General features: G+C 71.6%; 27 protein-coding genes. 16 read left to right on the top strand and 11 right to left on the bottom strand.

The window, feature by feature from the left end; translation table 11 throughout:
- Positions 1 to 2 precede the first annotated feature (2 nt).
- From pgsB to ACWDYJ_RS19255, 3 genes are all read left to right on the top strand, one after another.
- Positions 3 to 1,391, top strand: a complete 1,389-nt coding sequence (pgsB, locus tag ACWDYJ_RS19265) for a poly-gamma-glutamate synthase PgsB (RefSeq protein ID WP_451566760.1) — start codon at positions 3 to 5, stop codon at positions 1,389 to 1,391.
- Positions 1,388 to 1,870 (top strand): poly-gamma-glutamate biosynthesis protein PgsC/CapC, encoded by a 483-nt coding sequence (locus ACWDYJ_RS19260; RefSeq protein ID WP_451566759.1) that lies wholly within the window; start codon positions 1,388 to 1,390, stop codon positions 1,868 to 1,870. Before pgsB ends, ACWDYJ_RS19260 begins: the two co-directional genes overlap by 4 nt.
- 62 nt (positions 1,871 to 1,932) lie before the next feature.
- The gene (locus ACWDYJ_RS19255) at positions 1,933 to 3,012 is read left to right on the top strand and encodes a C40 family peptidase (RefSeq protein WP_451566758.1); all 1,080 of its coding nucleotides are present in this window, start codon (positions 1,933 to 1,935) and stop codon (positions 3,010 to 3,012) included.
- A gap of 58 nt (positions 3,013 to 3,070) precedes the next feature.
- On the opposite strand, the gene ACWDYJ_RS19250 is transcribed toward ACWDYJ_RS19255, so the two are convergent.
- Both ACWDYJ_RS19250 and ACWDYJ_RS19245 read right to left on the bottom strand, forming a co-directional pair.
- Positions 3,071 to 4,225 (bottom strand): oxygenase MpaB family protein, encoded by a 1,155-nt coding sequence (locus tag ACWDYJ_RS19250; RefSeq protein ID WP_451566757.1) that lies wholly within the window; start codon positions 4,223 to 4,225, stop codon positions 3,071 to 3,073.
- A 136-nt stretch (positions 4,226 to 4,361) separates the two neighbouring features.
- Entirely contained in the window at positions 4,362 to 5,378 is a 1,017-nt protein-coding gene (locus tag ACWDYJ_RS19245; protein WP_451566756.1) for an SAM-dependent methyltransferase, read from the bottom strand.
- Positions 5,379 to 5,484: 106 nt separating this feature from the next.
- Here ACWDYJ_RS19245 and ACWDYJ_RS19240 point away from each other — a divergent pair, with 106 nt between their 5' ends.
- Entirely contained in the window at positions 5,485 to 6,687 is a 1,203-nt protein-coding gene (locus ACWDYJ_RS19240) for a sensor histidine kinase (RefSeq protein ID WP_451566755.1), read from the top strand.
- Positions 6,688 to 6,769: 82 nt separating this feature from the next.
- Positions 6,770 to 7,477, top strand: coding sequence for a response regulator (locus ACWDYJ_RS19235; RefSeq protein ID WP_451566754.1), 708 nt, complete (start codon positions 6,770 to 6,772; stop codon positions 7,475 to 7,477).
- Between the two features lie 21 nt (positions 7,478 to 7,498).
- Here the strand turns inward: ACWDYJ_RS19235 and ACWDYJ_RS19230 are convergent, their stop codons facing one another.
- The 3 genes from ACWDYJ_RS19230 to ACWDYJ_RS19220 all read right to left on the bottom strand — a co-directional run bounded on the left by ACWDYJ_RS19230 (position 7,499) and on the right by ACWDYJ_RS19220 (position 10,074).
- The gene (locus tag ACWDYJ_RS19230) at positions 7,499 to 8,116 is read right to left on the bottom strand and encodes a hypothetical protein (protein WP_451566753.1); all 618 of its coding nucleotides are present in this window, start codon (positions 8,114 to 8,116) and stop codon (positions 7,499 to 7,501) included.
- A gap of 144 nt (positions 8,117 to 8,260) precedes the next feature.
- Positions 8,261 to 9,586: a PH domain-containing protein gene (locus tag ACWDYJ_RS19225; protein WP_451566752.1), complete on the bottom strand. Its 1,326-nt coding sequence runs from the start codon at positions 9,584 to 9,586 to the stop codon at positions 8,261 to 8,263.
- Positions 9,583 to 10,074 (bottom strand): PH domain-containing protein, encoded by a 492-nt coding sequence (locus ACWDYJ_RS19220; protein WP_451566751.1) that lies wholly within the window; start codon positions 10,072 to 10,074, stop codon positions 9,583 to 9,585. Before ACWDYJ_RS19220 ends, ACWDYJ_RS19225 begins: the two co-directional genes overlap by 4 nt.
- Positions 10,075 to 10,105: 31 nt before the next feature.
- Between ACWDYJ_RS19220 and ACWDYJ_RS19215 the strand changes: the two genes are divergently transcribed.
- The 4 genes from ACWDYJ_RS19215 to ACWDYJ_RS19200 all read left to right on the top strand — a co-directional run bounded on the left by ACWDYJ_RS19215 (position 10,106) and on the right by ACWDYJ_RS19200 (position 12,836).
- A complete protein-coding gene (locus ACWDYJ_RS19215; protein ID WP_451566750.1) occupies positions 10,106 to 11,248 on the top strand; it encodes an NADH-quinone oxidoreductase subunit D in 1,143 nt (380 codons plus the stop codon).
- A 68-nt stretch (positions 11,249 to 11,316) separates the two neighbouring features.
- Positions 11,317 to 12,159, top strand: coding sequence for an arylamine N-acetyltransferase family protein (locus ACWDYJ_RS19210; RefSeq protein ID WP_451566749.1), 843 nt, complete (start codon positions 11,317 to 11,319; stop codon positions 12,157 to 12,159).
- Between the two features lie 37 nt (positions 12,160 to 12,196).
- Complete coding sequence (locus ACWDYJ_RS19205; protein WP_451566748.1) at positions 12,197 to 12,412, top strand: hypothetical protein; 216 nt, start codon at positions 12,197 to 12,199, stop codon at positions 12,410 to 12,412.
- 91 nt (positions 12,413 to 12,503) lie between these two features.
- Positions 12,504 to 12,836, top strand: coding sequence for a hypothetical protein (locus ACWDYJ_RS19200; RefSeq protein WP_451566747.1), 333 nt, complete (start codon positions 12,504 to 12,506; stop codon positions 12,834 to 12,836).
- Between the two features lie 17 nt (positions 12,837 to 12,853).
- Here ACWDYJ_RS19200 and ACWDYJ_RS19195 read toward each other — a convergent pair whose 3' ends face one another.
- On the bottom strand, positions 12,854 to 13,732 hold the full coding sequence (locus ACWDYJ_RS19195) for an NAD(P)-dependent oxidoreductase (protein WP_451566746.1): 879 nt from the start codon (positions 13,730 to 13,732) through the stop codon (positions 12,854 to 12,856).
- 118 nt (positions 13,733 to 13,850) lie between these two features.
- On the opposite strand from ACWDYJ_RS19195, the gene ACWDYJ_RS19190 reads away from it, so the two are divergent.
- On the top strand, positions 13,851 to 14,447 hold the full coding sequence (locus ACWDYJ_RS19190; protein ID WP_451566745.1) for a TetR/AcrR family transcriptional regulator: 597 nt from the start codon (positions 13,851 to 13,853) through the stop codon (positions 14,445 to 14,447).
- Positions 14,448 to 14,490: 43 nt separating this feature from the next.
- On the opposite strand, the gene ACWDYJ_RS19185 is transcribed toward ACWDYJ_RS19190, so the two are convergent.
- The 4 genes from ACWDYJ_RS19185 to ACWDYJ_RS19170 form a co-directional block, all read right to left on the bottom strand.
- Entirely contained in the window at positions 14,491 to 15,516 is a 1,026-nt protein-coding gene (locus ACWDYJ_RS19185; RefSeq protein ID WP_451566744.1) for a hypothetical protein, read from the bottom strand.
- A 119-nt stretch (positions 15,517 to 15,635) separates the two neighbouring features.
- Positions 15,636 to 16,628 carry an ABC transporter substrate-binding protein gene (locus ACWDYJ_RS19180; RefSeq protein WP_451566743.1) on the bottom strand — a complete coding sequence of 331 codons (993 nt, stop codon included), beginning with the start codon at positions 16,626 to 16,628 and terminating at the stop codon, positions 15,636 to 15,638.
- 59 nt (positions 16,629 to 16,687) lie between these two features.
- Complete coding sequence (locus ACWDYJ_RS19175; protein WP_451566742.1) at positions 16,688 to 17,359, bottom strand: ABC transporter permease; 672 nt, start codon at positions 17,357 to 17,359, stop codon at positions 16,688 to 16,690.
- 4 nt (positions 17,360 to 17,363) lie between these two features.
- Complete coding sequence (locus ACWDYJ_RS19170) at positions 17,364 to 18,059, bottom strand: ABC transporter permease (protein WP_451566741.1); 696 nt, start codon at positions 18,057 to 18,059, stop codon at positions 17,364 to 17,366.
- Positions 18,060 to 18,222: 163 nt separating this feature from the next.
- Here ACWDYJ_RS19170 and ACWDYJ_RS19165 point away from each other — a divergent pair, with 163 nt between their 5' ends.
- Complete coding sequence (locus ACWDYJ_RS19165) at positions 18,223 to 19,185, top strand: ABC transporter ATP-binding protein (RefSeq protein WP_451566740.1); 963 nt, start codon at positions 18,223 to 18,225, stop codon at positions 19,183 to 19,185.
- 47 nt (positions 19,186 to 19,232) lie between these two features.
- Here ACWDYJ_RS19165 and ACWDYJ_RS19160 read toward each other — a convergent pair whose 3' ends face one another.
- Positions 19,233 to 20,342: an alpha/beta hydrolase gene (locus ACWDYJ_RS19160; RefSeq protein ID WP_451566739.1), complete on the bottom strand. Its 1,110-nt coding sequence runs from the start codon at positions 20,340 to 20,342 to the stop codon at positions 19,233 to 19,235.
- 151 nt (positions 20,343 to 20,493) lie between these two features.
- Between ACWDYJ_RS19160 and ACWDYJ_RS19155 the strand changes: the two genes are divergently transcribed.
- From ACWDYJ_RS19155 to folK, 5 genes are all read left to right on the top strand, one after another.
- Positions 20,494 to 22,359 (top strand): phosphatidylglycerol lysyltransferase domain-containing protein, encoded by a 1,866-nt coding sequence (locus ACWDYJ_RS19155; RefSeq protein ID WP_451566738.1) that lies wholly within the window; start codon positions 20,494 to 20,496, stop codon positions 22,357 to 22,359.
- A 139-nt stretch (positions 22,360 to 22,498) separates the two neighbouring features.
- Positions 22,499 to 23,371, top strand: coding sequence for a dihydropteroate synthase (gene folP / locus ACWDYJ_RS19150; protein ID WP_451566737.1), 873 nt, complete (start codon positions 22,499 to 22,501; stop codon positions 23,369 to 23,371).
- Between the two features lie 43 nt (positions 23,372 to 23,414).
- Entirely contained in the window at positions 23,415 to 23,858 is a 444-nt protein-coding gene (locus tag ACWDYJ_RS19145) for a nuclear transport factor 2 family protein (RefSeq protein ID WP_451566736.1), read from the top strand.
- 131 nt (positions 23,859 to 23,989) lie between these two features.
- Positions 23,990 to 24,349, top strand: coding sequence for a dihydroneopterin aldolase (folB, locus tag ACWDYJ_RS19140; protein ID WP_267723076.1), 360 nt, complete (start codon positions 23,990 to 23,992; stop codon positions 24,347 to 24,349).
- Positions 24,346 to 24,954 carry a 2-amino-4-hydroxy-6-hydroxymethyldihydropteridine diphosphokinase gene (gene folK, locus ACWDYJ_RS19135; RefSeq protein WP_451566735.1) on the top strand — a complete coding sequence of 203 codons (609 nt, stop codon included), beginning with the start codon at positions 24,346 to 24,348 and terminating at the stop codon, positions 24,952 to 24,954. Before folB ends, folK begins: the two co-directional genes overlap by 4 nt.
- Positions 24,955 to 24,966 lie beyond the last annotated feature (12 nt).

Below are 24,966 nucleotides of genomic sequence, written 5' to 3'. Positions count from 1 at the left end.
CCGTGCTCTTCCTCTACTGCGTGCTGCTCGTCAGCTGCGCGATCATGCTGGTCGCGGGCATCGTGGAGCAGCGGCGACACTTCACCAACCTCGACCGCATCCCCTCCCGGGTGCTGGTCAACGGCATCCGCGGCAAGAGCTCCATCACCCGGCTGTGCGCGGGCGCCCTGCGGGGCGGCGGTCTGACCACGGTCGCGAAGACGACGGGTACGGCGGCCCGGTTCATCCACCCCGACGCCACCGAGGAGCCGGTCCACCGCAAGTTCGGCATCGCCAACGTCGTCGAGCAGATCGGCATCGTACGGCGCGCCGCCGCCTACCGCCCGGACGCGCTGGTCATGGAGTGCATGGCGGTCATGCCGGCACTCCAGGAGATCAACCAGTCCAAGCTGATCCAGTCGACCATCGGCGTCCTGTGCAACGTCCGCGAGGACCACGTCGCCGAGATGGGCCCGACCCTCGACGACATCGCGCGCTCCCTGTCGCGCTCGATGCCGCACGGCGGGATCTGCGTCACCGCCGAGAAGGAACGTTTCGACGTCCTCCAGGAGGAAGCCGACGCACGCGACTGCCGGCTCATCTACGCCGACCCGGACACGGTCAGCGACGAGGAGCTGCGCGGGTTCAGCTGGTTCACCTTCAAGGAGAACGTCGCCATCGCGCTCACCGTCGCCGAACTCCTCGGCGTCGACCGGGCCACCGCCCTGCGGGGGATGTACGACGCCCCGCCGGACCCGGGCGTGCTCTCGGTCGAGCGGTACCTGGCCCCCGGCGGCAAGCGGCTGCGCTTCGCCAACGTCTTCGCGGCCAACGACCCCGAGTCGACGCTGATGAACATCAACCAGCTGCTGGACCTGGGGGCGGTGGACCGCCCCCTGAACGTGGTGATCAACTGCCGGCCCGACCGCGTCGAACGCAACGGCCAGATGGGCGCGATCATCCCCGACCTGCGGCCGGACAAGGTCTTCGTGATCGGCCACCCGGCCAGGAGCGCCATCGACGCGATCCCGGCCGAGTGGCAGGACCGCGCCGTCGACCTGGGCGGCGACCACCGCGACGGCGAGGCCTTCGTGCACGAGCTGCTGGGCCACCTCGGCGCCGACTCCTCGCTCGTCGCCATCGGCAACATCCACGGTCAGGGCGAGGTGCTGCTGGAACACCTCGCGGAGCTGCCGGCGGACGAGGGGGAGACCCCCGCGGCGCACCCGGCCGAGCCGTACGCCGCCCCGTACGCGCAGCCGTACGCGGATCCGTACGCGCAGGTCCCGCCCCCGCCGGACCCGTACGGGATCGACGCCGCCGTACCCGTACCGGCCTGGCCCTCCCTCCCCCACGTCCCAGCGCAGGCGCCGGCCCAGCCGAACTGGCAGAACCCAGGAGAACCCCGTTGATCCCCGCCGTCCTCACCCCCGAGATCGCCGCGATCGGCATCGCGCTGGGCCTGCTGTTCTCGCTCGTCTGCTACCTCACGACCAACCTCTCCCCCGGCGGAATGATCACCCCGGGCTGGCTGGCGCTGACCCTCCTGGAGGACCTCCAGCGAGCCGCCCTCGTGGTCGGCGTGACCGTGATGACGTACGTCCTGACGCTGCTCGTCCAGCGCTTCGTGATCCTCTACGGCAAGCGCCTCTTCGCGGCCGTCGTCCTGCTCGGCGTGCTGCTCCAGGCCACCGTGGTGATCGCGCTCCAGGTGGAGTTCCCGCTGCTCTACACGAACCAGACCCTCGGCTTCATCGTGCCGGGCCTGATCGCGTACCAGCTGGTCCGCCAGCCCAAGGGGGCCACACTGCTCGCCACCGGCAGCACCACGCTCATGACGTACGTCGTGCTGACCGCGGGCATCCTGCTGGGCGTCATGCCGGCCGCCTGACCCTCCGTCCGCCCCTCCCCCGTAAGTTCCACCGTCCCTTCCACCGCCCCGGAGCATCCCGTATGACCGCCAAGTCGAAGAGCCGCACGCGCCCCGCTCTGCACGCGGCCACCGTGCTCGCGCTGCTGGCCGGCAGCGCGTACCTCACCTACGCCCTGCGCGCCGAGGAGCAGGCCAAGGCGCCCGCCGTCCAGGTGGTCGACGGCACGAACGTCGCGGGCGGGCTCCCGGCGGGCGAGGCCGGGGCCCACCAGTGGGAACGCGTCCAGGGCCCCGACCGTTCGGTGATGCGCGACGGCACCGGCCAGGTGCTGGCGACCTTCACCGACGGCGCTCGTACGGCCACCCTCACCGGGCCGAGCCGCACGTTCACCGAGCCCGCCAACACCAAGTCCCGGGTGGTCACCGAGAACTGGGTCCGCCTGATGCCGGAGCCGTGGAAGCCGGGCGCGGAGAACCAGCGGTGGTTCAAGGAATGGTTCAAGAAGTACTTCGGGAGCCAGGAGGACGACGTCTTCGCCATGGCCTTCCAGTACGGCGACCAGGCCCCGGTGAAGAAGGACGCGCAGGGCACGTCCTACGCCGGTGACGCCTCCTTCGGCCCGCTCAACCCCAACGGCTCGGCCGGGAGCGACCTGCGCCTGGAGCAGTCGGACTTCTACGACTACCTCGGTACGCCCTACACCTTCCGCAACGGCACCACGAAGCAGCCCCAGACCGCCCGCTACCGCGCGATGGACTGCTCGGGCTTCGTACGCACCGTCTTCGGATACCGGGCCCGCTACCCGCTCATGCCCGACGACACCCCCGGCTCCGGCCTGCCGCGCACCGCGAACGGCATGGCCCGCTCCAAGCTGGGCACGGACGTCCTCGCGCTCAAGGGCGTCGGGCCCGGGGACCGGCCCACCTCGATCGACGTGATCCAGCCGGGCGACCTGCTGTTCTTCAAGCTCGACGCGCGCACCAAGGACCGCCTGGACCACACGGGCATCTACCTGGGCACCGATACCGACGGCCACAAGATCTTCATCTCCAGCCGCGAGGAGGCCAACGGCCCCACCATCGGCGACAAGGGCGGCACCTCGCGCCTCGACGGCAACGGCTACTACGCGACGACGCTGCGCAGCGCGAAGCGGCTGTAGGCCGCCGGGGCCGTCCCTCGACGCGACCCCGTGCGAGGGACGGCCCCGGCGGGCCTCCTCAGCGGTTGTCGTCGAGTTCCTGGTGCATCTGGGGCTGGTCGTCCTCGTCGTGGGTCAGCGCGTAACGTTCGACGGCGTTGAACGCCTTCGACGCCACGCCGAGCACCTCCTTGTACGGGTTGACGCCCACGGTCTTCTTGGCGGCGCCGCCGAGAAGACCGCCGCCCGTACCGCTGATGAGGCCGTGGCCCGCGGCGAGGGGCTTGCCGGCGACGTCCAGGACGCTCCGCTTCAGGCCGGCCATGTCGGCGTACTTGTCGGTGAGCGCGGTGCGGACCATCGCGACGAACGCGTCGTGGAAGCCGGGAGGCAGGAACTTCTTGTAGAACTCGATGGCCTGGTGCGTCATGAACACACCGTCATCGGTCTTCTTCCACTCCTTGTCCCGCTGGGAGTTCCACAGCTGCTCCACCTCGTCGGCGTCCTTGGGCAGCAGCCACTTCTCCGGCGTGCCGAGGTAGTGGTTGACGTAGTGCCAGGCACACATGAAGCCGTCCGCGTCGTCCTTGGAGACGTCCAGGCCGAGGTTCCTCATCGCCTGGATGATCTGCGTGCTGAAGACGCAGGCGGCGCCGGTGGTGTACTTCTGGGAGACCGGCTCGCCCCACTTGGCGTAGTCCCACTCGCCGCTCTTCTTGTGCAGCTGCCGCACCGAGGCATGGACCAGACGCACCTTGATCACGCTCGCGGCCAGGCTGAGGTCCCTCATGGCGTTCTCGTTGCCCATGTCGACGAACAGCCGCGAGGACTGCGACAGACGCCGGCCCGGCCCTTCCACGCCGCCCAGCCGGCCCGTGGAGCGCAGGGTGAAGGCCCCGGTGGGGGAGAGGTAGGTGCCGATGAGGCCGACAGTGCCCTGGAGCATGGACACCTCGCCGTGGTGGTGGGCGAAGAACCTCTCCGCCGCCTTGACGTCGGCTTCGCTCCAGCCCGGCGGCGGGGCCGCGGCTTCCTTCACGAACTGGGCGAGCCGCTCGGGCAGCTGCGAGAGGTCCTGGTCGGGCCCCAGTTTGTTGACGGTGCGGAACAGCGCGTTGACCCCGTCGATTTCCTGGTTGTCGATCATGTCGGAGACGAGCGCGTCGGCGGGCGGGTCCCCGACCTTGCTCGCGGCTTCTAGTTCAGCGGCGACCGTTGCGGGCGTCAGTGCCATGGCGGAACTCCGTTCCTCGTTGAACAGACGGATGGGCGGAAAGATCACCAGTCGGGATCTTGCCCGCGCCGGTACGGGCCCGCGATGCTCCATCCGAGTCCTACGGAGGTGCGCCCCGCGCGCGAAGGGGGCGCACTCAGTTCGTGTCCGCGGCGTCTCCCGGCCACGGGCGGATCCCCACCGGCTGGACCAGCCAGCCGAAGTCGCCCAGGCCGCCGCGGGCAGTGAGTTCCGCCGCCTCGCCCGCCGCCGACAGGGCGCGGACGTACGCCGCCGGGTCCGCGGAGGCCAGGGACAGCGGGGGCCGGCCGCCCGAGACGCCGAGGGCGGCCAGGGCGGCGCGCTGGGTGAGCAGGGTGGCCGGCTCCGGGGTCCCGCGGGCCGCCGCGCAGGCGTCGAGCGCCACGTGGGCGGTGATGTCGCAGCCGCCGTCCGGGACCGGCGCGACCTCGCGGCCCGCCCGGAATCCCGTCAGGGTGCCGTGCGGGGGCCGGGCTTCGCGGTGGTGCGCGTAGTCCACGGCCACCGCCAGCCCCCGCTCCAGGGTGGCGACGGCCGCCGCCCAGGCCTCGTCGCGCGGCCGGCCGATCTCCGCCCGCCCTCCCCCGTCCGCCGCGCCGGGCCACCACCGCTCCAGCCAGGCCCGGTCCGCCGCGTCGAGCGGGCCGCCGGGGTGCTCCGTACCGTCGGGCGCGACCAGGACGTACCGGCCGTGCTCGGCGATCTCCAGCGGTACGTTGTCCAGCCACTCGTTGGCGAACAGCAGCCCCGTCGTCCGTTCGGGCGGGGCCTGAACCCAGCGGATCCGCGGATCGAGCCCCTGCGGCGGCTCCGCGCGCTCCACCGCGTACGGGCGCACGCGCCCGGCCACCGCGGCCGGCAGGGCGGCGAGCACCCCGGTCAGCAGCTCACCCCGCCCGGCCCCCATGTCGACGAGGTCCAGCTCCGGTGGCTGCCCCAGCTCCTCGTCGACCGTGCCCAGCAACCGGGCCACGGCCCGCGCGTAGAGCGGCGAGGCGTGCACGGAGGTGCGGAAGTGCCCGGCGGGCCCGGGGCCGCCGGGGCGCACGTAGAAGCCTCCGGGTCCGTACAGCGCGGCCTCCATCGCCGCCCGCCACCGAACGGGACCTTTGCCTTCTGCCTGAGCGCTCATCACACAAACGCTACTGTTCGGTCCACCTTGCGGAGTACGCCCTGGTCGCCGGAATCGGACCTGTGGTTGACTCCAGCACCTATTTCCCTTCCCTACTCTGGGTTACGTGCAGCGCCTCTACGACTTCATCCGCAGACACCCGACGGGCGTCGACAGCTTCTGGGCTGTCCTCTTCTGTGGGTTCTCGCTGCTGAATGTCGCCTCGACCGGGAACGGCAGCACCGCAATGCGGCTGGCCACCGTCCCCGTGGTGCTCGCGCTGACCGCCGTCGTGGCCCTGCGCCGCAAGTGGACGCAGGCGATGTTCTGGCTGACCGTGGCCGCGGGCGCCTACCAGCTGGCCATCGGTGCCGAAGCGCAGTTCTGCGACTTCGCCATGCTCGTGATCCTCTTCACGGTCGCCGCGGGCGACGTCCCGCGCTGGGTCTCGCGCGTGGCCCTCGGCGCGGGGCTGCTCGCCTCCCCGCTGTACTTCCTGCGCTTCGGCGTGGACAAGGGGTCCAGCGCCGGGGAGGACGTCTTCTTCACCCTCTTCATGATCGTCCCCTTCGCCCTCGCCTGGGTGATGGGCGATTCGCTGCGCACCCGCCGGGCCTACTACGCTCAGCTCGTCGAGCGCAACCAGCGGCTGGAGAAGGAGCGCGAGGCCCAGGCCAAGGTGGCGGTCGCCGCCGAGCGCGCCCGGATCGCCCGCGAGCTGCACGACGTCGTCGCCCACAACGTCTCGGTGATGGTGGTCCAGGCCGACGGCGCCGCGTACGTCATGGACGCGGCGCCCGAACAGGCCAAGGAAGCCCTCCAGACCATCTCCGGCACCGGCCGCCAGGCCCTCGCCGAGATGCGCAGGCTGCTGGGCGTCCTGCGCACCGGCGAACCGCAGGAGTCCGAGGACTACGTGCCGCAGCCGGACGTGGAGCAGATCGAGTTCCTGGTCGAGCAGGTACGGGCGGCCGGCCTGGACGTGGACTTCGAGGTCGAGGGCACCCCGCGCAAGCTCCCCAGCGGCGTCGAGCTGACGGCGTACCGGATCGTGCAGGAGGCGCTGACCAATACGCGCAAGCACGGCGGCCCGGACGCGAAGGCGAGCGTCCGGCTGGTCTACTTCGACGACGGGCTGGGCCTGCTGGTCGAGGACGACGGACGGGGCGCGGCGCACGAACTGTACGAGGACGGCGGCGCCGACGGCGCCGGCCACGGCCTGATCGGCATGCGCGAACGCATCGGCATGGTCGGGGGCACCCTCGACGCGGGCCCCCGCCCCGGCGGCGGCTTCCGCATCAGCGCCCTGCTGCCGATCAGGAAGAGCTGAGGGAGAGGTGGCACCGATGGCGGCCGAAGACCCCGTGGGGCGGCCGGGCCGGGCGGGGGTCGCGGCTGCGTACCCTGGGCGCATGACTGCACCTGATGCGCCCTCGCCGGACCGATCCATTCGCGTCATGCTCGTCGACGACCAGGTGCTGCTGCGCACCGGCTTCCGGATGGTGCTCGCCGCGCAGCCGGACATGGAGGTCGTCGCCGAGGCGGGCAACGGGCTGGAGGCCCTGGATGTGCTGCGGGCCACCAAGGTGGACGTGGTGCTGATGGACGTGCGGATGCCGAAGCTCGACGGGGTCGAGGCGACGCGGCGGATCTGTGAGCCGGACGAGCATCCGAAGGTGATCATCCTGACCACCTTCGACCTGGACGAGTACGCGTTCTCGGGGCTGAAGGCGGGCGCGAGCGGCTTCATGCTCAAGGACGTGCCGCCGGGCGAGCTGCTGGCCGCGATCCGGTCGGTGCACAGCGGGGACGCGGTGGTCGCGCCCTCCACGACGCGCCGGCTGCTGGACCGCTTCGCGCCGATGCTGCCGACCACGTCGGCGGAGCCGCGGAACAAGGAGGTCGAGCGGCTGACGGAGCGCGAGCGCGAGGTCATGCTGCTGGTGGCCCAGGGACTGTCGAACGGCGAGATCGCGGCCCGGCTGGTCCTGTCGGAGGCCACGGTCAAGACGCACGTGGGCCGGATCCTGACGAAGCTGAGCCTGCGCGACCGCGTGCAGGTGGTCGTCCTGGCGTACGAGACGGGGCTGGTCCGGGCGGGGGGCGGCGGGGCCGGGTAGCCGCGCCGCCCCCCGCGGGACTCAGCGGTCGACGTACTCGCAGGTGTTCAGGACGACGGCGTCGAGGTTGGCGGGGTCGGCGATCAGCACGTCGAAGTCGAAGGAGTTCTCGCCGCAGTCGATCCGGTCGAACCCTCCGTTGCGGCTGATGATGGAGTCGTTGCCCTCGCGCCCCTCGAAGGTGGTGGCCATGGTCGGGGTGTTCCAGCCGTCGGGGTCGGTGAGCCGGTCGTTGCCGCGCCCGCCGATGATCCGGTCCTGACCCGATCCGCCGTCGATGTCGCTCGGGATCATGGTGTCGTTGGTGACGACGTCGTTCCGGTCACCCATCGAGGCCTGGATGCGGGTCACACCCGTTCCGCACCTGACGGTCGTGGGACTCACCTGGACGCAGCCGGGGCCGGCGAAGAGCGCGCTGCCCGTGTCGGTGACGACGAGCTGGCCGAGGGTATTCCTGGTGAAGGTGACGTTGTTCTGCTCTCCCGACATTGCGGCGAACTGCACGGTGTTGTTCGACCGGGTCACGTACGAGGGGGCCGCCTGCGCCGTGCCGGCGAACGCCATCGTCAGCGCGAGCGCGGCCACGGCGGGGGCTGCCGTACGTGCCGCGCGGAAGAGTCGGGAAGTGTTCGGGTTCATCAGGGCCGTTCCTTGGGTCGACGAGCGCGGATCGGGTCGAGGATCCGTCGACGCACTCGCTACCCGGAGTGACACCTGATGTCATACCGTAACTTTTTAGTTACCTCGTGTGCCTCATTCAGCCACCCGTACGGTCGGTCGCGGTCACGTCATCCACCGGTCCGGGCGGGCCGTCGCACGGGACGTGCGGGAGCGGGCCGCCTGGGCGTCCAGGAGGACGGCGGCTTCGTCCGCCGCGCGCAGGCGGGCCGTGACCGTGCCGTTCGCGCCGGTGTCCACGTGCAGGTCGGCGAGCCCCCGGGCCCGCTCCCAAGGCCCCTGGGAACGGCGTACGCTCTGCACCTTCGCGTGCGGGACGATCTGCGTACGGCGGCACAGGCGGCCGCGGCGGGCCGCGAAGACCTCATCCGAGACGGCCAGGCCGTACCCCTTCCACCACACCGGCACCACCCACCGCGACCCCGTGCTCGGGGACGGGCTGAAGGACAGGGCCGCCAGGTCCACGCCCGGCAGGACGCGCGTGATCACGGCGTGGGCGGCGGCGCGCGTGGCCACGGGGACCAGGACCTCGTTCTTCGAGCCGGCCACCGCCAGCTCCACCCGGACCCAGCCGCGCCGCCGCCACAGCAGCGGCTCCACGATCCGTACGGTCTGGACGCGCCCCGGCGGGACCGTCTCGTGGGCCCGGTCCAGCAGCCCGTGGTCCAGGCGCAGCCCGTCGGGGGACTCCGCGACCGTCCAGCCGTACTCGGTGAGGAAAGGGCCCCCGCTGCCCGCCCAGACGGCGCCGAGGATCGGCAGCAGGGTCACGACGGCCGCCCACAGGCTCTCGCTGAGCCACCACACGACCACCGGCGCGACCAGCCCGCCGAGCAGCGCCGCCCAGACGCCGAGGCTGAGCAGCAACGACACGGCGAGGTCGCGGGGGCGTACGCGCAGCAGTTCCCGTTCGGGGGCCTCGCCGAGCCGCGCCGCCTCGGCCGGCGCGAAGCCGGCCGCGCGGGCCAGCAGCTCGGCGCGCAGGGCCACGGCCTTCCGCTCGCCGAGGAAGGCCAGCTCGTCCCTGGCTTCGGTGCCGATGACGTCGAGGCGCAGCTTGGCGACCCCCACCACCCGCGCCAGCAGCGGGCGGGTGACGTCCACCGCCTGGATGCGGTCCAGCCGGATGTGCACGGTGCGCCGGAAGAGCAGCCCGCTGCGGATGCGCAGCTCGGTGTCGGTCACCGCGTAGTGCGTGACCCACCAGCTCAGGAATCCGTACAGGCCGAACACGAGGACGATGCCGGCCAGCGCTGCCAGGCGGAGCAGCGCGGGCAGGTCCGCTATCCACGCCCCGACCTTCTCGCCCTGCTGGACGATCACGCCGACGGTCGCGGAGATCGGCACCCACGCGCGGCGCAGCGGCGTGAAGGGGTGCAGCCGGCTCTCCAGGACGGAGTCACCGGCAGGTTCCGGTACGGGCTCGCTCACAGGCCCGCCGACCTTGCCTCGCCCAGCTCCGTCAGCCGGTCGCGCAGCCGCTCCGCCTCCGCCGGCACCAGCCCCGGGATCTTGGCGTCGGTCGCCGCCGCGGCCGTGTGCAGCTGTACGGAGGCCAGCCCGAAGCGCCGTTCCAGGGGCCCCGAGCTCACCTCGACCAACTGCATCCGCCCGTACGGGACGACGGTCTCCTCCCGCCACAGCACGCCGCGGCTGATCAGCAGGTCGTCGGCCCGTTCGGCGTACCGCCAGGACCGCCAGTTCCGCCCGAGCATCACCCACCCCCAGGCCAGGACGGCCAGCCAGAACCCCCCGAGGGCAGCCCACGCCGCTCCGGCGAACACGCCCAGCAGGACCCCCGTCACCGCCGCGAACAGGCCCGTCCAGATCGCCAGCAGCAGCCGCCGGAGCGTGAGGAGCCCGCTCGGCAGACCCACCCACTCGGGCCGGCTCGTCTCACCCGTTGTCCCGGTTTCCATGCGTCCAGCGTAGGGCTGAGACACTGTGGCCATGACGGAGACCACGGTCGGCATCGGCGGAGCGGCGGAAAGCACCGACATGGTGCTCAACATCGGGCCGCAGCACCCTTCCACGCACGGTGTGCTGCGCCTGCGGCTCGTCCTGGACGGCGAGCGGATCGTCAGCGCCGAGCCGGTGGTCGGCTACATGCACCGCGGCGCCGAGAAACTCTTCGAGGCGCGCGACTACCGCCAGATCGTGATGCTCGCGAACCGCCACGACTGGCTGTCCGCGTTCTCCAACGAACTGGGCGTGGTCATGGCCGTCGAGCGGATGCTCGGCATGGAGGTCCCCGAGCGGGCCGTGTGGATGCGGACGCTGCTCGCCGAGCTGAACCGGGTGCTGAACCACCTGATGTTCCTCGGCTCGTACCCCCTCGAACTGGGCGGGATCACCCCGATCTTCCACGCGTTCCGCGAGCGCGAGGAGCTCCAGGCGATCATGGAGGAGATCTCCGGCGGCCGGATCCACTACATGTTCAACCGCGTCGGCGGCCTCAAGGAGGACCTCCCGGCCGGCTGGCTCGGCCGGGCCCGCGCGACCATCGCCGACGTCCGGACCCGGATGGACGTCTACGACAAGCTCGTCCACGGCAACGAGATCTTCCGCGGCCGCACCCGCGGCGTCGGCGTCCTGTCCGCCGAGGCGGTGCACGCGTACGGGGTCTCCGGCCCGATCGCCCGCGCCTCGGGCGTCGACTTCGACCTGCGCCGCGACGAGCCGTACCTGGCCTACGGCGAACTCCAGGACGTCCTGGAGGTGGTCACCCGCACCGAAGGCGACTGCCTGGCCCGCTTCGAGGTGCTCCTCGGCCAGACGCACAACGCCCTCGACCTCGCCGACGCCTGCCTGGACCGGATGGCCGAGCTGCCGCCGGGGCCGGTCAACCAGCGCCTCCCGAAGGTGCTGAAGGCGCCCGAGGGCAGCACGTACGCCTGGACCGAGAACCCGCTCGGCATCAACGGCTACTACCTCGTCTCCAAGGGCGAGAAGACCCCGTACCGGCTGAAGCTGCGCAGCGCCTCGTACAACAACATCCAGGCACTGGCGGTACTGCTGCCCGGACAGCTGGTCGCGGACATGGTGGCGATCCTGGGCTCGCTGTTCTTCGTGGTCGGCGACATCGACAAGTGACCTGCCGGGGAGGCCGCTTGGGCGTTGCCTTCCGGGAAACCGGGGCACGTGGCGCCTAGGCTGGCCGTATGACCTCTGGCATATTCGACGGCTATCTGCGACGGCTGGGCATCACCGAGCCCGGCTCGCCCTCCACCGAGGCGCTCTTCGCCCTCCAGCGGGCGCACCTGGAGCGGATCCCGTACGAGAACATCGACATCCATCTCGGCCGGCCGCCCGGCATCGACCCGGCGCTCTCGGCCGGGCGCTTCACCGCCGGGCGGGGCGGCTACTGCTTCCATCTCAACGGGGGCTTCGCCGCGCTCCTCGACCATCTCGGCTACGACGTCACCCGCCACGTCGGCGGCGTGTACGAGGAGGCCGACGCACGCGGCGTCAACGGCAACCACCTCGCGCTGACCGTCCGGGTCGACGCGGCCGCGTACCTCGTGGACGCGGGGCTCGGCGACGGACCGCACGACCCCCTGCCGCTGCGCGAGGGCGCTTACGAGCAGAACGGCTTCTCCTACAGCCTGGAGCCGCTGGCGGGCCCCGAAGAGGGCTGGACCTACCGCACCGCCGGGGGCCCCTTCCCGGTGATGAACTTCCTGTCCGCTCCCGCCTCGATGGACGACTTCGCGGACGAGCACCTGCGCCTGTCCACCGCCGAGGACTCGCCCTTCGTCCAGACGCTGGCGCTGCTGCGCCGCGACGCGCACGGCATCGACGTGATGCGCGGACGCGTCCTGACCCGGATCGATCCGGCGAAGGGGGCGAGCAAGCGGGAGCTGGCCACGTCCGAGGAGTTCTACGAGGTCATCGCAGGCACCTTCGGCCGGGAGCTCGACGACCTCGGCCCGGCGGACCGGGCCGCGCTGTGGGAGAAGGTCTGCCGGGCCCACGAGGCATGGCTGGCCTCCCAGGCGGGCTGACCGCCCCGATGTCCGTGCGGCAGGGCAGACTTGGGGCATGTCCCACTCCCCCCGGCGGGCCTGCCCCGCCTGCGGCCGCGACTGCGCCGTGACGGCCGGCCGGATCGCCCGCCACGACCCTCCCGCCGGGCGGGGCCGCGGCGACCTGGTGTCCTGCCCCGGCTCCCGGGCGCGGGTGGTGCTCGGCGCGTCCGCTCCGACGCTGGACGGGTTCGCCCTGGCGCCGCATCCGGGGCAGCTGCCGCTGTTCTGAGGCCGGCGGGCGCGCCCATGGGTACGGGACCCGTACGGAACTGAGTACCCGTACGGATCCCCGTACCGGCGCCCCGGGACAGGATGGCGGCATGTCCTGGAACGCACAGCCCCTCGCCGTCACCGCGCCCCCGTCCGAGCCGACGGTGCGGATCCGCATGTGGGCGGTGATCTCCGCCGTCCTGTTCGTGCCGGCGCTCATCGTCATGAAGATCCTGGTCCTGACCACGGAGACCGGCTCGGAGTGCCTGGTCCGGGGCGGGTGCGCGCCCTTCCCGGGCACCGCCTTCCTGGTGTTGACCGGCGCGGCGCTGGTGGCGATGGTGGCGGCCCTGACCACGCCCCCGCGCGTCCGGTCGGGCGCGCTGGGCGTACAACTGCTGCTGGAAACCGTGGCGGTGGGCCTCGTGGTCGCGTACCCCTGAGCCCTGAGGCCGGGCCCCTACGCCCCGGCCTCCAGCAGCTGGATCAGCCGGGAGCTGCTGTCGGCGCCGAAGCCCGCGTCGACCCCGCGGCGGTACAGGTCGGCGTGGGCGGCCAGGATCCCGGTGTCCACGCCCGAGTCGGCGGCGGTGTGCAAGACGTGCTCGACGCTCGCCGCGCACATGGCGAGCCGCTCGTACGTGCCGTCGTGCAGGCCGGCATCGATGCGCGGCGCGGCGCCGGCGTAGAAGGTGCTCATGCCGTCGGCCGTGTACTGCGCGTACGGCAGGACGTCGGCGGCCGTGAGCCCGTTGGCCCGGGCGACGGCGACGGCCTGGTAGAAGCCGGTCATCGCCGTCCAGAACGCGATCATGTTCAGTTGGTAGTACAGCTGCGCGAGGCCGGAGTCGGCCCCCCGGTAGTCGGTCGTGGCGAGCACGTCCAGGGCGGCCCGGTGCTGCTGGTAGACCGCCTCGGGCCCGCTGATGAAGATCGACGACTCCCGCTTGCCGATGCCGTGCGGATCCACGTTGACCCCGCCGGTGAGGTACGCGGCCCCGCGCTCCTCGGCCCACCGCGCGGCCTTGCGGGCCTTGTCCGGGACGTCCGAGGACAGGTTGGCCAGGGTGCGGCCGCGCAGGTCGGTGTCGCCGAGGGCCGTGTACATGGCGTCCACGTCGATGAGGCTGAACACGGTCAGGCCGCTCGCGGCGACGGCCTCGCCGATGCTCGCCGCCCGCCGCGCCCCGCGCGCCACCAGGTCGGTGTCCTTGCCGGGGCTGCGGTTCCAGACGGTGACCCGGTAGCCGGCGTCGAGGTAGGCGGCGGCCATGGCCCGGCCCATGGGGCCGAGGCCGGCGACGGTGACGGTGACATTGCTGATGGAAACCTGGTTCATGACGGAGTTCTCCCCCAACGAAATGGACTAGAACGAACGCTCTATCCAGCGCTCGGGACGACCGTAGCACGGCGCTAGAACGAACGCTCTATCCAGAACTCGGGGTAGGATCGCGCCCATGGCAGCAGCAGGAGCGACGAAGACAGAACCGGGGACGCGCGACCGCCTGGTCCGCACCGCCTCCCGCCTCATGCAGCACGGCGGGTACGAGAACACCCCGGTCAAACAGCTCGTGCGCGAGGCGGAGGCCACCCTCGGCTCGCTCTACCACTTCTTCCCGGGGGGCAAACAGGAGCTCGCGGTCGCCGCGATCCACTTCGGCGACGAGGAGTTCGCACAGATGCTCCGCGCCGGGCTCGACGCGCACCCGGACCCGGCGGAGGCGGTCGAGGCCGTCACCGTCCTGCTCGCGCGGGCGCTGGAGGCATCGGACTGGCGGGACGGCTGCCCGGTGACGGCCACGGCCCTCGAAACGGTCGGCCGCCTCCCGGAGCTCCAGGCGGCCTGCGCCCAGGCCTTCGCCAACTGGCAGCACCTGGTGGCCGCGAAGCTCCTGGCCTCGGGCTACCCCGAGCCGGTGGCGCGCGACCTGGCGGTGACGATCGTCGCCACCCTGGAGGGCGCCGAGATGACGTCCCAGGTCAGCCAGAGCAGCACGCCGCTCCTCCTGGCCGGCCGCCACCTGGCCCGGCTGCTGACCTCGTACGCGGGCTGACGCCTACGCGTCCCGCCCGGCGGCGTCGGCCGACGTTCCCGCGCTACGAGATCGCCGTGCGGAGGTGGCCGAGGACGATCGGCTCGGTCTCGTCATGGGCCGTCAGGTCGATGACCTGGCCCGCCTCGGGCTGCTCGGGGGTGGCCGGCCCGGCCTCGGCGCGTACGGACTCCGCCTCGTGCACGGCGAGGACCTCGGCGCCGACCACGTCGGCCAGGTCCTCGTTCTGTACGGCCTCGATCGCCGCACGGGCCTGCGCGGCGTTCTTGGTGCCGAAGAAGTCGAAGCCGCCCTCGACGCGCGAGGCGGACCGCCGCGAGGCGGCGTACGGAGCCACCGCGGCCGCCATCCGGCGGGCCGGGACGGCGGCTGCCGGTCCAACGGCCGCTCGGGCATGCGTCTCGGCGGCGGGACCGGCCTCCAGTTGCCTGGGCCCGGCCTCCTGCTGCCCGGGTCCGGCCTCGAGTTGCCTCGGTCCGGCCTGCGCCCTGCGCGCGAGGGCCTCCAGCGCCTCGTGGGCGCGGGCGTAGCCGACCGAGGTGGGCGCTCCGCTGCTGGTGCGCTCCTGCGACACCGCCGCAAGCTCCTTCGGCCCGGCCGCCGCCGGGGCCGCCGCGGCCTCGATGGCCAGCAGGCGGCGCTTCTCCAGGGCGCTGGCGCGCTCGGTCTCGGCGGTCGCGTACCGGCGCAGCAGCGCGGCGTGCTCGCCCCGCAGGCCCGCGAGTTCGACCCGCTTGGCGCGCAGCTTGGCGTCGAGCCTGGCGCGCAGGACGCGCGCCTCCTCCAGGTCGGATTCGAGCTCGGCTATCCGCTCGTCCGTCCTCCACTCGTCCTTGACCCGCTCGCGCGCGAGCTCCGCCACCCGGCGGCCCGCCGCCCGGTCCCAGGAGCGCATGAGGACGGCGCCGCCCACGCCCACGGCCGCCGCGAGGGCCACGAGCAGGCGCAGTGGCACGGGTTCCGCGAGCAGCCAGGCCGCGCCGGCACTGGCGACGGAAACCCCGGCGACGGCCGTCGGCGTGAGAAGTCGGTGCAGGGGTTCGGGATTGCGGTGGCGTCCACGGGGCATGGCCCGAAATTTACAGGGCGTGGGCGGGGAGTGGGGTAGCCGCCCGGCAATCTCTTGCCGGGCAGTTACCCCTCATTTCTCCATCAAACGTGTAACTGCTCCGAAGCGAGGCTGCTTCTTTACTTCTTCAGCAGCCCCTTGGACTCCAGATAGGCCTTCGCCACGTCCGCGGGCTTCGCGCGCTCGGCGTCCACCTTGCGGTTCAGCTCGACGAGGTCGGCCGTCGTCAGCACCTTGGTGATCTTGTCGAGTGCGGCCGCGACCTCCGGGGCGCCCGCGTCCTTGGCGTTGACGACCGGCAGGACGTTGTCGGCGTTCTGGAGCTTCTTGTCGTCCTCCAGCAGGACCAGGTCGTAACTGTCCAGCGTCGCGTCGGTGGTGGTGGTCAGCACGAGCTGGTCCACCCCGTCCTTGACGGCCTGCTTGGCCTGCGGGGTGCCGACGCCCTTGGGGTCAATACCGGAAACAGAGATTCCGTATGTCTTCTCCAACCCCGGTGCGCAGAAGGGACGCACGGCGCATTCGTCGCCGGCCGCGATCTTCACCTTCAGTCCCGACCTGCCGAGATCGGAAAGGGACTTCAGGTGGTTCTTCGCGGCGAATTCCCTGGTCACCGCGAAAGCGTTCTGGTCGACCGCCCCGCCCGCCGGCAGCACCTTCAGACCGAGCGGCGCCGCGAGCTTCTCCAGGGCCGCCACCGTCGCCGCCGCGTCGCTCGACGCGACGGGCTTCTCCTTCGGCGCGTTGGCGCCGTTCACCTTGGCGTTCAGGAACTCGGCGAGCGTGGCCGCGTACTCGGGGACGACGTCGATCTCGCCCTTCTCCAGCGACGGCTCGTACAGCTCCCGGTTGTTGACCGTGGTGATCGACGTGCCGTACCCCGCGTCCCTGAGGACCTGCGCGTACAGCTCGGCCAGCACGTTGGACTCGGTGAAGCCGGCCGCGCCGATCACCAGTTTGCCCTTGGGGCCCCCGCCGGAACCGGCGGACGGCGCGGCGGCGGAGCCCCCGTCCTTGGCCTTCTCCAGGCTGTCACCACCGCACGCGGCGAGCGACACGGTCAGGGCCACCGCGCCCAGGGTCGCGCCGAGGACGCGCGTGGACTTGCTCATCAAAGCTCCTTCAGGAAGACGACCGGAAAAGCGACAAGAGGCGGGCGGGGGGCGAGGGATCAGCGCGCCGCCGCCGGACGGCGCGGCAGCAGCCGCTCGGCCGCCACCAGCGCCCCCTCCACCAGCAGGGCCAGCAGGGCGACCAGCAGCGCACCCGCCACGACCTGCGCCGTGTTGTACGTGTTGAAGCCGGCGGTGATGATCCGGCCAAGGCCGCCCTGGCCGACCATCGCCGCGATCGTGGCGGTGGCGATGACCTGGACGGCGCCCGAGCGCAGGCCGGTCATCACCAGGCCGCGCGCGAGCGGCAGTTCCACCCGCAGGAACAGCTGGCCGCCGGACATGCCCATGCCCCGGGCGGCCTCGACCACCGCGCGGTCCACCTCGCGCATCCCCACGTAGGCGTTGGTCAGCAGCGGCGGTACGGCGAACAGCACCAGCGCGGCGATGGTCGGCAGATAGCCCGCGCTGCGCAGCGGCGAGACCATGAACAGGGCCAGCACCGCGAAGACCGGGACGGCCCGCCCGGCATTGGACACGTTCACCGCGAGGGCGCCGCCCTTGCCGAGGTGGCCGAGCCACAGGCCGACCGGCAGGGCCACCGCACAGGCGATGGCCAGGGCGATCCCGCTGACGTAGACGTGCTCGCCGAGCCGGTGCCAGACGCCGCTCTCCCCCGACCAGTTGGCGCCGTCCGCCAGCCAGTCCCAGGCCCCTCCCAGCACGTCCACGGCCTCAGGCCCCCTTCACCGGAGCCGCGGCGCGCCGCAGGCGGGTCCACGGCGTCAGCAGCCGCTGTACGCCGAGCAGCAGCAGGTCGGCGACCAGCGCGAGCAGCACGCACAGCACCGAGGCGGTGAGCACCTGGGCCTTGAAGGAGCTGTTCACGGCGGGGGCGATCAAGTTGCCCAGGCCGCCCTTGCCGACGATGGAGCCGACCGTGGTCAGCGCCACGGTCGAGACGGTGGCGATCCGCACCCCGGTGAGCAGCGCGGGCAGCGCCAGCGGCAGTTCGACCTGCCACAGCAGCCGCGCCGGCCCGTATCCCATCCCGCGCGCGGCTTCCCGTACGTCCGCGGAGACGGCTTCCAGCCCCGCCAGCACATTGCGGACCAGGATGGTCAGCGAGTACAGCACCAGGCCGGTGACGACGAGCGCCGCCGAGAGCCCGAAGAACGGCAGCAGCAGCGAGAACATGGCGAGCGAGGGGATCGTGTAGAGCAAGGTCGTCAGGCCGAGCACGGGCGCCGCCCAGCGGCGGCCGCGGCGGGCCAGCAGAGCGAGGGGCACGGACACGGCGAGACCGATGAGCACCGACACGGCGGTGATCCAGATGTGCTCGACGGTGGCGTCGGTGAGCTCCTGGGAGCGGGAGCTGACGTACTCCCAGCAGAGCCAGTCGTTCGCCACCAGGCAGTTCTGCCCTGCCATTTCCTCACCCACCCCCTGTCACCGAACGCGCGTCTTTCGAAAGTGCGGCCACGAGCGACCATAACCCCCGCCACCGACAATGGCCGGAACCTTTCGCAGTGCGGCAACACTCCCTTGTCGAACACGTCGCCACATCGCCGCCGCCGTACGGAAGGATGGTCCGGTGATCCGATTCGAGCATGTGACCAAGCGGTACCCCGACGGGACGACGGCGGTCGAGGACCTGTCCTTCGAGGTGGCGGAGGGCGAGCTGGTCACGCTGGTGGGCCCGTCCGGCTGCGGCAAGACCACCACGATGAAGATGGTCAACCGGCTGATCGAGCCGACCTCCGGCCGGATCCTGCTCGGCGGCGAGGACATCGCGGCCGCCGACCCCGTCGAACTGCGCCGCCGGATCGGCTACGTCATCCAGCAGGTCGGGCTGTTCCCGCACAAGACGGTGCTGGAGAACGCCGCGACCGTCCCGCACCTGCTCGGCACCCCGAAGGCCAAGGCCCGCGCACGGGCCGCCGAACTCCTCGAACTGGTGGGCCTGGACCCGGCCGTGTACGGGGGCCGGTACCCGGACCAGCTGTCGGGCGGGCAGCGCCAGCGCGTCGGCGTGGCCCGCGCGCTCGCCGCCGATCCGCCGGTGCTGCTGATGGACGAGCCGTTCGGCGCGGTGGACCCGGTGGTCCGCGAACGGCTCCAGAACGAGTTCCTGACCCTGCAGAAGACGGTCCGCAAGACGATCCTGCTGGTCACGCACGACCTGGAGGAGGCCGTCCGGCTCGGCGACCGCATCGCGGTCTACGGAGCGGGCACCATCGAGCAGTTCGCGCGCCCGGCGGCGGTGCTCGGCGCGCCGGCCACGGAGTACGTGGCCTCCTTCGTCGGCGCGGACCGGGGGCTCAAGCGGCTCGCGGTCACCCCGGTCGAGGCGGCCGACCTGGCGGCGGCGGACGGGAAGGCTCCGGCCGCGGCGGTGGTCCTGGGGGCATCGCTGCGCGAGGCGCTCGCGGCCCTGCTCCAGGAGGACTCGGGCCGGATCGGGGTCACGGACCCGGACTCCGGCGCGCTGGTCGGCGTACTCACCCCGGAGGGCGTGCACCGGGCGCTGCGCCGGGCTCAGCTCCAGGAAGCGTAGCCCGGCGGGGCGTCAGGGCGTTTCACGCCGTTTCGGGTTCAGGCGGATCAGGCCTGGATCCGGCCGCTCATCCACATCAGCATCGGCGGAATCTCGCGGCGCCACGTGTTGAAGTTGTGGCCGCCGCTGTCGAGGATGATCGAGGAGACCCGGTCCGGGCCCTTGACCAGCTTGATGAACTTCTTGGTGTCACCGAGGTTCGGCTCGCCCACCTCGCTGCTGGTGACGAGGAACGACGTGCCGCTCGGCTTCTTGTGGTCGATGCTGTGCAGGACGTCCGCACGCTTCTTCAGCTTGTCGTCCCCGTGGAACAGGTCGCCGGTGGTCGGGTCGTTCGGCGCGTCGTAGTACGCGGACAGGCCCGCGGCGGCGCCGAAGGTTTGCGGGTAGTGCGCGGCGATCTTCAGTGCGCAGTAGCCGCCCGTGGAGTTCCCGATGAAGCCCATGTTCTCGGCCTTCTTGCCGACCCGGAAGGTGTCCTGGACGGCGCGGGGCAGGTCCTCGGCGAAGAAGGTCTCCGTCTGGGGGCCACCGGGTATGTCCACGCACTCGGTGTCACGCGGCGGCGCGACCGTCGGGCGCAGCATGACCAGGATCATGGGCTTCATCTTGCCCGCCTTGGACAGGCTGAAGGCCTTCATGGGGTAGTCGAGCCCTTTGATCAGGTTCTCGGCCGTGCCCGGGTAGCCCGTCAGCACGATGGACGCCGGGAAGTTCGCGTCCTTGTGCTGCGGCTGGAAATACTCCGGCGGGAGCCACACGTAGCCGGGACTCGTTATCTTCGACTTCTGCCCGGTTACGGAGATCTTCAGGATCTGACCACCCACCTGAGGCTTGGCGCCACCCGGCACGTCCAGGCTCTGCTTGTCGACGACCTTGATGTCCTTGCTGCTCATCGAGTGGTCGACGACCTTGCCGACGGACGTCTCCTGGCCGAACAGGTCGGCCCACGAACCGTAGAAGAGGAACGACTTGTTGGCCGCGAGACCGACCGCCGAGAACAGCGCCAGCTGCGTCGCGAGCAGGAGCCCGATCCGGCCGACGATCGAACGCCAGGTGCGTCCCGAGAGCTTCGGCCAGAACCAGACCGTGGCGGCGAAGAGCAGCACACCGGCGATGATGGCCAGAGCCAGAACCGTACTACTGGTGAGACCCATGAGCAGTCAGTCGACTTTCTGATGGCAGGACTGTTTTTTTCCGACGGAAGAGTGAACCCGCTCGTCCTCGATGTCGTCCTAATGGACGCACCACACACCGGAGGCTGTCGCGGCCTTCCGGCCACATGATCTCTCGGAGCAACGGGAAGCGATGTCTAGCAGGATAGATGGCGATAAGTCGGGGCAGGTTCCGAGCAGGGTCCGCCGAATCCTCCGCGGCCCACAGCCGGAGTCGGTGCCCGGGCTGGTAGGTACGGCCGTCATGATCGTCGGCCTTCTGGACATCGCGGCAGGGGTGTTCCCCCGCTTCCGGCACAGCCGGATCCACGCGGTCACCGAAGTGCTGCCGTTCTCCCTGGGCCCCTTCGCGGCGGCCCTGGCCATCAGCGCGGGCGTGCTGCTCCTGTTGCTCGCCCACGGCCTCAAGCGCCGCAAGCGCCGGGCCTGGCGGGCGGCCGTCGTCCTGCTGCCCGCGGGCGCCGCCGCGCAGTTCGCGTACCGGCACTCGATCACCGGGGTGGTCATCGGAGCGGTGCTGCTCGCACTGCTGCTGGTCCACCAGAGCGAATTCAAGGCACTGCCGGACCCGCGCAGCCGCTGGAAGGCACTCGCGAACTTCGTCCTGATGAGCGCCGGCTCCATCGGCCTCGGCCTCGTCATCGTCAACGTCCACCCGAACAAGGTGGTCGGCAGCCCGAGCCTGTACGAGCAGATCACGCACGTCGTCTACGGCCTCTTCGGCTTCGAGGGACCCGTCGCCTACGCCGGCCGCGTCTCCTGGACCGTCGGCTACTCCCTCGGCGCCCTCGGCATGCTCACCGCCCTCACCACCATCTACCTGGCCTTCCGGCCCGAGCACCCCGCCGCCCGGCTCACCGCCGACGACGAGGGCAAGCTGCGCGAGCTGCTCGCCAAGCACGGCGGCCGCGACTCCCTGGGCCACTTCGCGCTCCGCCGCGACAAGGCCGTCGTCTTCTCCCCCAGCGGCAAGGCCGCCGTCACCTACCGCGTCGTCTCCGGCGTGATGCTCGCCTCCGGCGACCCCATCGGCGACGTCGAGGCCTGGCCCGGCGCCATCGAGCGGTTCATGGAGGAGGCCAAGGCCCACTCGTGGACCCCGGCCGTCATGGGGTGCAGCGAGACCGGCGGCGAGGTCTGGACCCGCGAGACCGGGCTGGACGCCCTGGAACTGGGTGACGAGGCGATCGTCGATGTCAAAGACTTCTCCCTCTCGGGCCGCGCCATGCGCAATGTCCGCCAGATGGTGAAGCGCATCGAACGCAACGGCTACACCACCAAGGTCCGCCGCGTCAGCGAGCTCACCGAGACCGAGCTGGAGCAGGTACGAGGCGCCGCCGACGCGTGGCGCGGCACCGACACCGAGCGCGGCTTCTCCATGGCGCTGGGCCGGGTCGGCGACCCCGGCGACGGCGACTGCTTCATCGCCACCGCACACCGCGTGGAGGAGGGCGACACCAGCCCCTTCGGCGACCTGAAGGCCGTCCTGCACTTCGTCCCGTGGGGCGCCGACGGCATGTCGCTGGAACTGATGCGCCGCGACCGCGCCGCCGACCCCGGCATGAACGAGCTCCTGATCGTGGCCTCCCTGGAGGCGGCCCCCGCGCTGAAGATCGAGAAGGTCTCGCTGAACTTCGCGATGTTCCGCTCGGCCCTCGCCCGCGGCGAGAAGATCGGCGCCGGGCCGGTGCTGCGGATGTGGCGCAACCTGTTGGTCTTCCTGTCGCGCTGGTTCCAGATCGAGTCGCTCTACAAGTTCAACGCGAAGTTCCGCCCCCGCTGGGAGCCCCGCTTCGTGGTCTTCCGCCAGACCCGCGACCTGCCGCGCATCGGTTTCGCCGCGATGCAGGCCGAGGGCTTCGTGACGCTGGCCCTGCCCCGGCTGTTCTCCAACCGCCGCCGCCCCAAGCCGGTCCGCACCTGCGCCCACGCCCCTGCCCCGACCCCGACCCCGACCCCGGTCCCGCCCCAGCCGGAACGCGAATGCCAGGTGGCCTGACCCCGCGGGCCGCTGACCGACCCGGCCGCCAGGACCGGGCACCGGCACTACCGGCCGGAGGCCTGACCGTCGCCATGCCTGCCGGCCGGGGCAGCCCCGTACACCGCCCGGCCAGGGCAAGGGCTCTACCCTTGGACCCATGAACACCAACCGCGGAGCAGCCGCCAGGGGCCGGGTGACGGGTCTGCCCGAGTGGGACCGCTGCGCGGTCATGGGCGTCGTCAACGTCACCCCCGACTCCTTCTCCGACGGCGGCCGCTGGTTCGACACGACGGCGGCCGTCAAGCGCGGCCTCGACCTCGTCGCCCAGGGCGCCGACCTCGTCGACGTCGGCGGCGAATCCACCCGCCCCGGCGCCTCGCGGGTCGACGCCGAGGAGGAGCTGCGCCGGGTCGTGCCCGTCGTGCGCGGCCTGGCCTCCGAAGGGGTCACCGTCTCCGTCGACACCATGCGCGCGGCCGTCGCCGCCCAGGCCGTCGCGGCCGGCGCGGCGCTGGTCAACGACGTCAGCGGCGGCCTCGCCGACCCCGGCATGATCCCCGCCGTGGCAGCCGCCGAAGTGCCCTTCGTGGTCATGCACTGGCGCGGCTTCAGCGAGGGCATGAACCGCCTCGCGGTCTACGACGACGTGGTCGCCGAGGTCACCGCCGAGCTGCGGGCCCGCATCGACGCGGTCGTCGCCGGCGGCATCGCCCCCGAGCGGCTCGTGGTCGACCCCGGCCTCGGCTTCGCCAAGAACGCCGCGCACGACCTGGCCCTGGTCGCCCACCTCCGCGACCTGCGCGCCCTCGGCTTCCCACTGCTGGTCGCCGCCTCTCGGAAGCGCTTCCTCGGCCGGGTCCTGGCGGGCGCCGACGACACCGCCCCGCCGCCGGCCCGCGAGCGGGACGCCGCCACGGCCGCCGTCTCGGCCATCGCCGCCCACGAGGGCGCCTGGGCCGTACGGGTGCACGAGGTACGGGCCACCGCGGACGCGGTTCGGGTGGCCCGCGCCGTGGAAGGGGCACTGTGATCCCGTCGACAGGCGGGACCGTCACCACCAGGGAAGGGGCACGGTGAGCCGTACCGACATCGAAGCCGTCGAAGAGGTCAACGCGGCCTTCTACGAGGCCATGGAGCAGGGGGACTTCGACGCGCTGTCGGCGCTCTGGCTCGAAGACGAGATCTCCTGCGTGCACCCGGGCTGGCCGGTGCTCTCGGGGCGGGGCGAGGTGCTGCGCTCGTACGCGCTGATCATGTCCCACACCGAGTACATCCAGTTCTTCCTCACCGACACCAAGGTCGCGCTCATAGGCGACACCGCGCTCGTGACGTGCACCGAGAACATCCTCAGCGGCGGCCCCGCCGAGGATGGCGGGGAGCTGGGCCCGCTCGTCGGCCAGCGGGTCGTCGCCACGAATGTGTTCCGACGCACACCGGAGGGGTGGCGGCTCTGGTCCCACCACGGTTCTCCGGTCCTCACCGACTCCGAAGACGAGGACGAAGAGGACACCGAGTGACCCCAAGGGCGGGGCAGAAGGTTTTTCGCAGGTAAATTCGAAGGCGGACGACGCCGACCGCACTCGGCGTAGGCCCATGGCCCCGGGGAGCCCCGGGACCGGAAGTACCTACGAAAGCAGGAGTGATTCGCGTGGATCGTGTCTCGCTGCGCGGCCTCAAGGCTCGCGGACACCACGGCGTCTTCCCCCGGGAGCGCGAAGAAGGCCAGACCTTCATCGTCGACCTCGTGCTGCACATCGACACCCGTCCCGCGGCGGCCGACGACGACCTGGCCAAGACCGTGCACTACGGGGTCGTCGCCGAGGAGGTCGTCGACGTGGTCCAGGGTGAGCCCGTCGACCTGATCGAGACGCTCGCCGAGCGGATCGCCCAGCAGTGCCTCAAGCACGAAGCGGTGGCACAGGTGGAGGTCGTCGTCCACAAGCCGGACGCGCCCATCACCGTCCCCTTCGACGACGTGACCATCACGATCACCCGGAGCCGCGCATGAACAACGGACTGAACACCCAGAGCGACCCCACCGTCCAGCCGGTACCCGCCTCCGTCGTCGAGGCGGTCGACGCGGCGGACGTCACGCTCTCCAACCCCAAATGGGCCGTCGTCGCGCTCGGCGCCAACCTCGGCAACCGCCTGGAGACCCTCCAGGGCGCCATCGACGCCCTCGGCGACACCCCCGGCCTGCGGGTCAAGGCCGTCTCCCCCGTCTACGAGACCGAGCCGTGGGGCGTCGAGCCCGGCTCGCAGCCCGCGTACTTCAACGCGGTCGTCTCGGTGAAGACCACCCTGCCGCCGTCCTCGCTCCTGGAGCGCGGGCAGGCCATCGAAGAGGCCTTCGACCGCGTCCGCGAGGAGCGCTGGGGCCCGCGCACGATCGACGTCGACATCGTCGCGTACGCCGACGTGGTCTCCGACGACCCCGTCCTCACCCTCCCGCACCCCCGGGCCCACCAGCGGGCCTTCGTGCTGGCCCCGTGGAACGACATCGACCCCGCGGCCCAGCTCCCCGGCCACGGACCCGTCGCCGCCCTGCTGGCCGGAATCGGCCTCACCGGCATCACGGCGCGCCCGGACCTGGAACTCCGCCTGCCGGAGTAGTCGTTACCCTGC

The organism is Streptomyces sp. NPDC003042 (assembly GCF_053591315.1).
The sequence above is the reverse complement of the archived record's forward strand: the minus strand, read 5'-3'. Positions and strand labels throughout refer to the sequence as shown.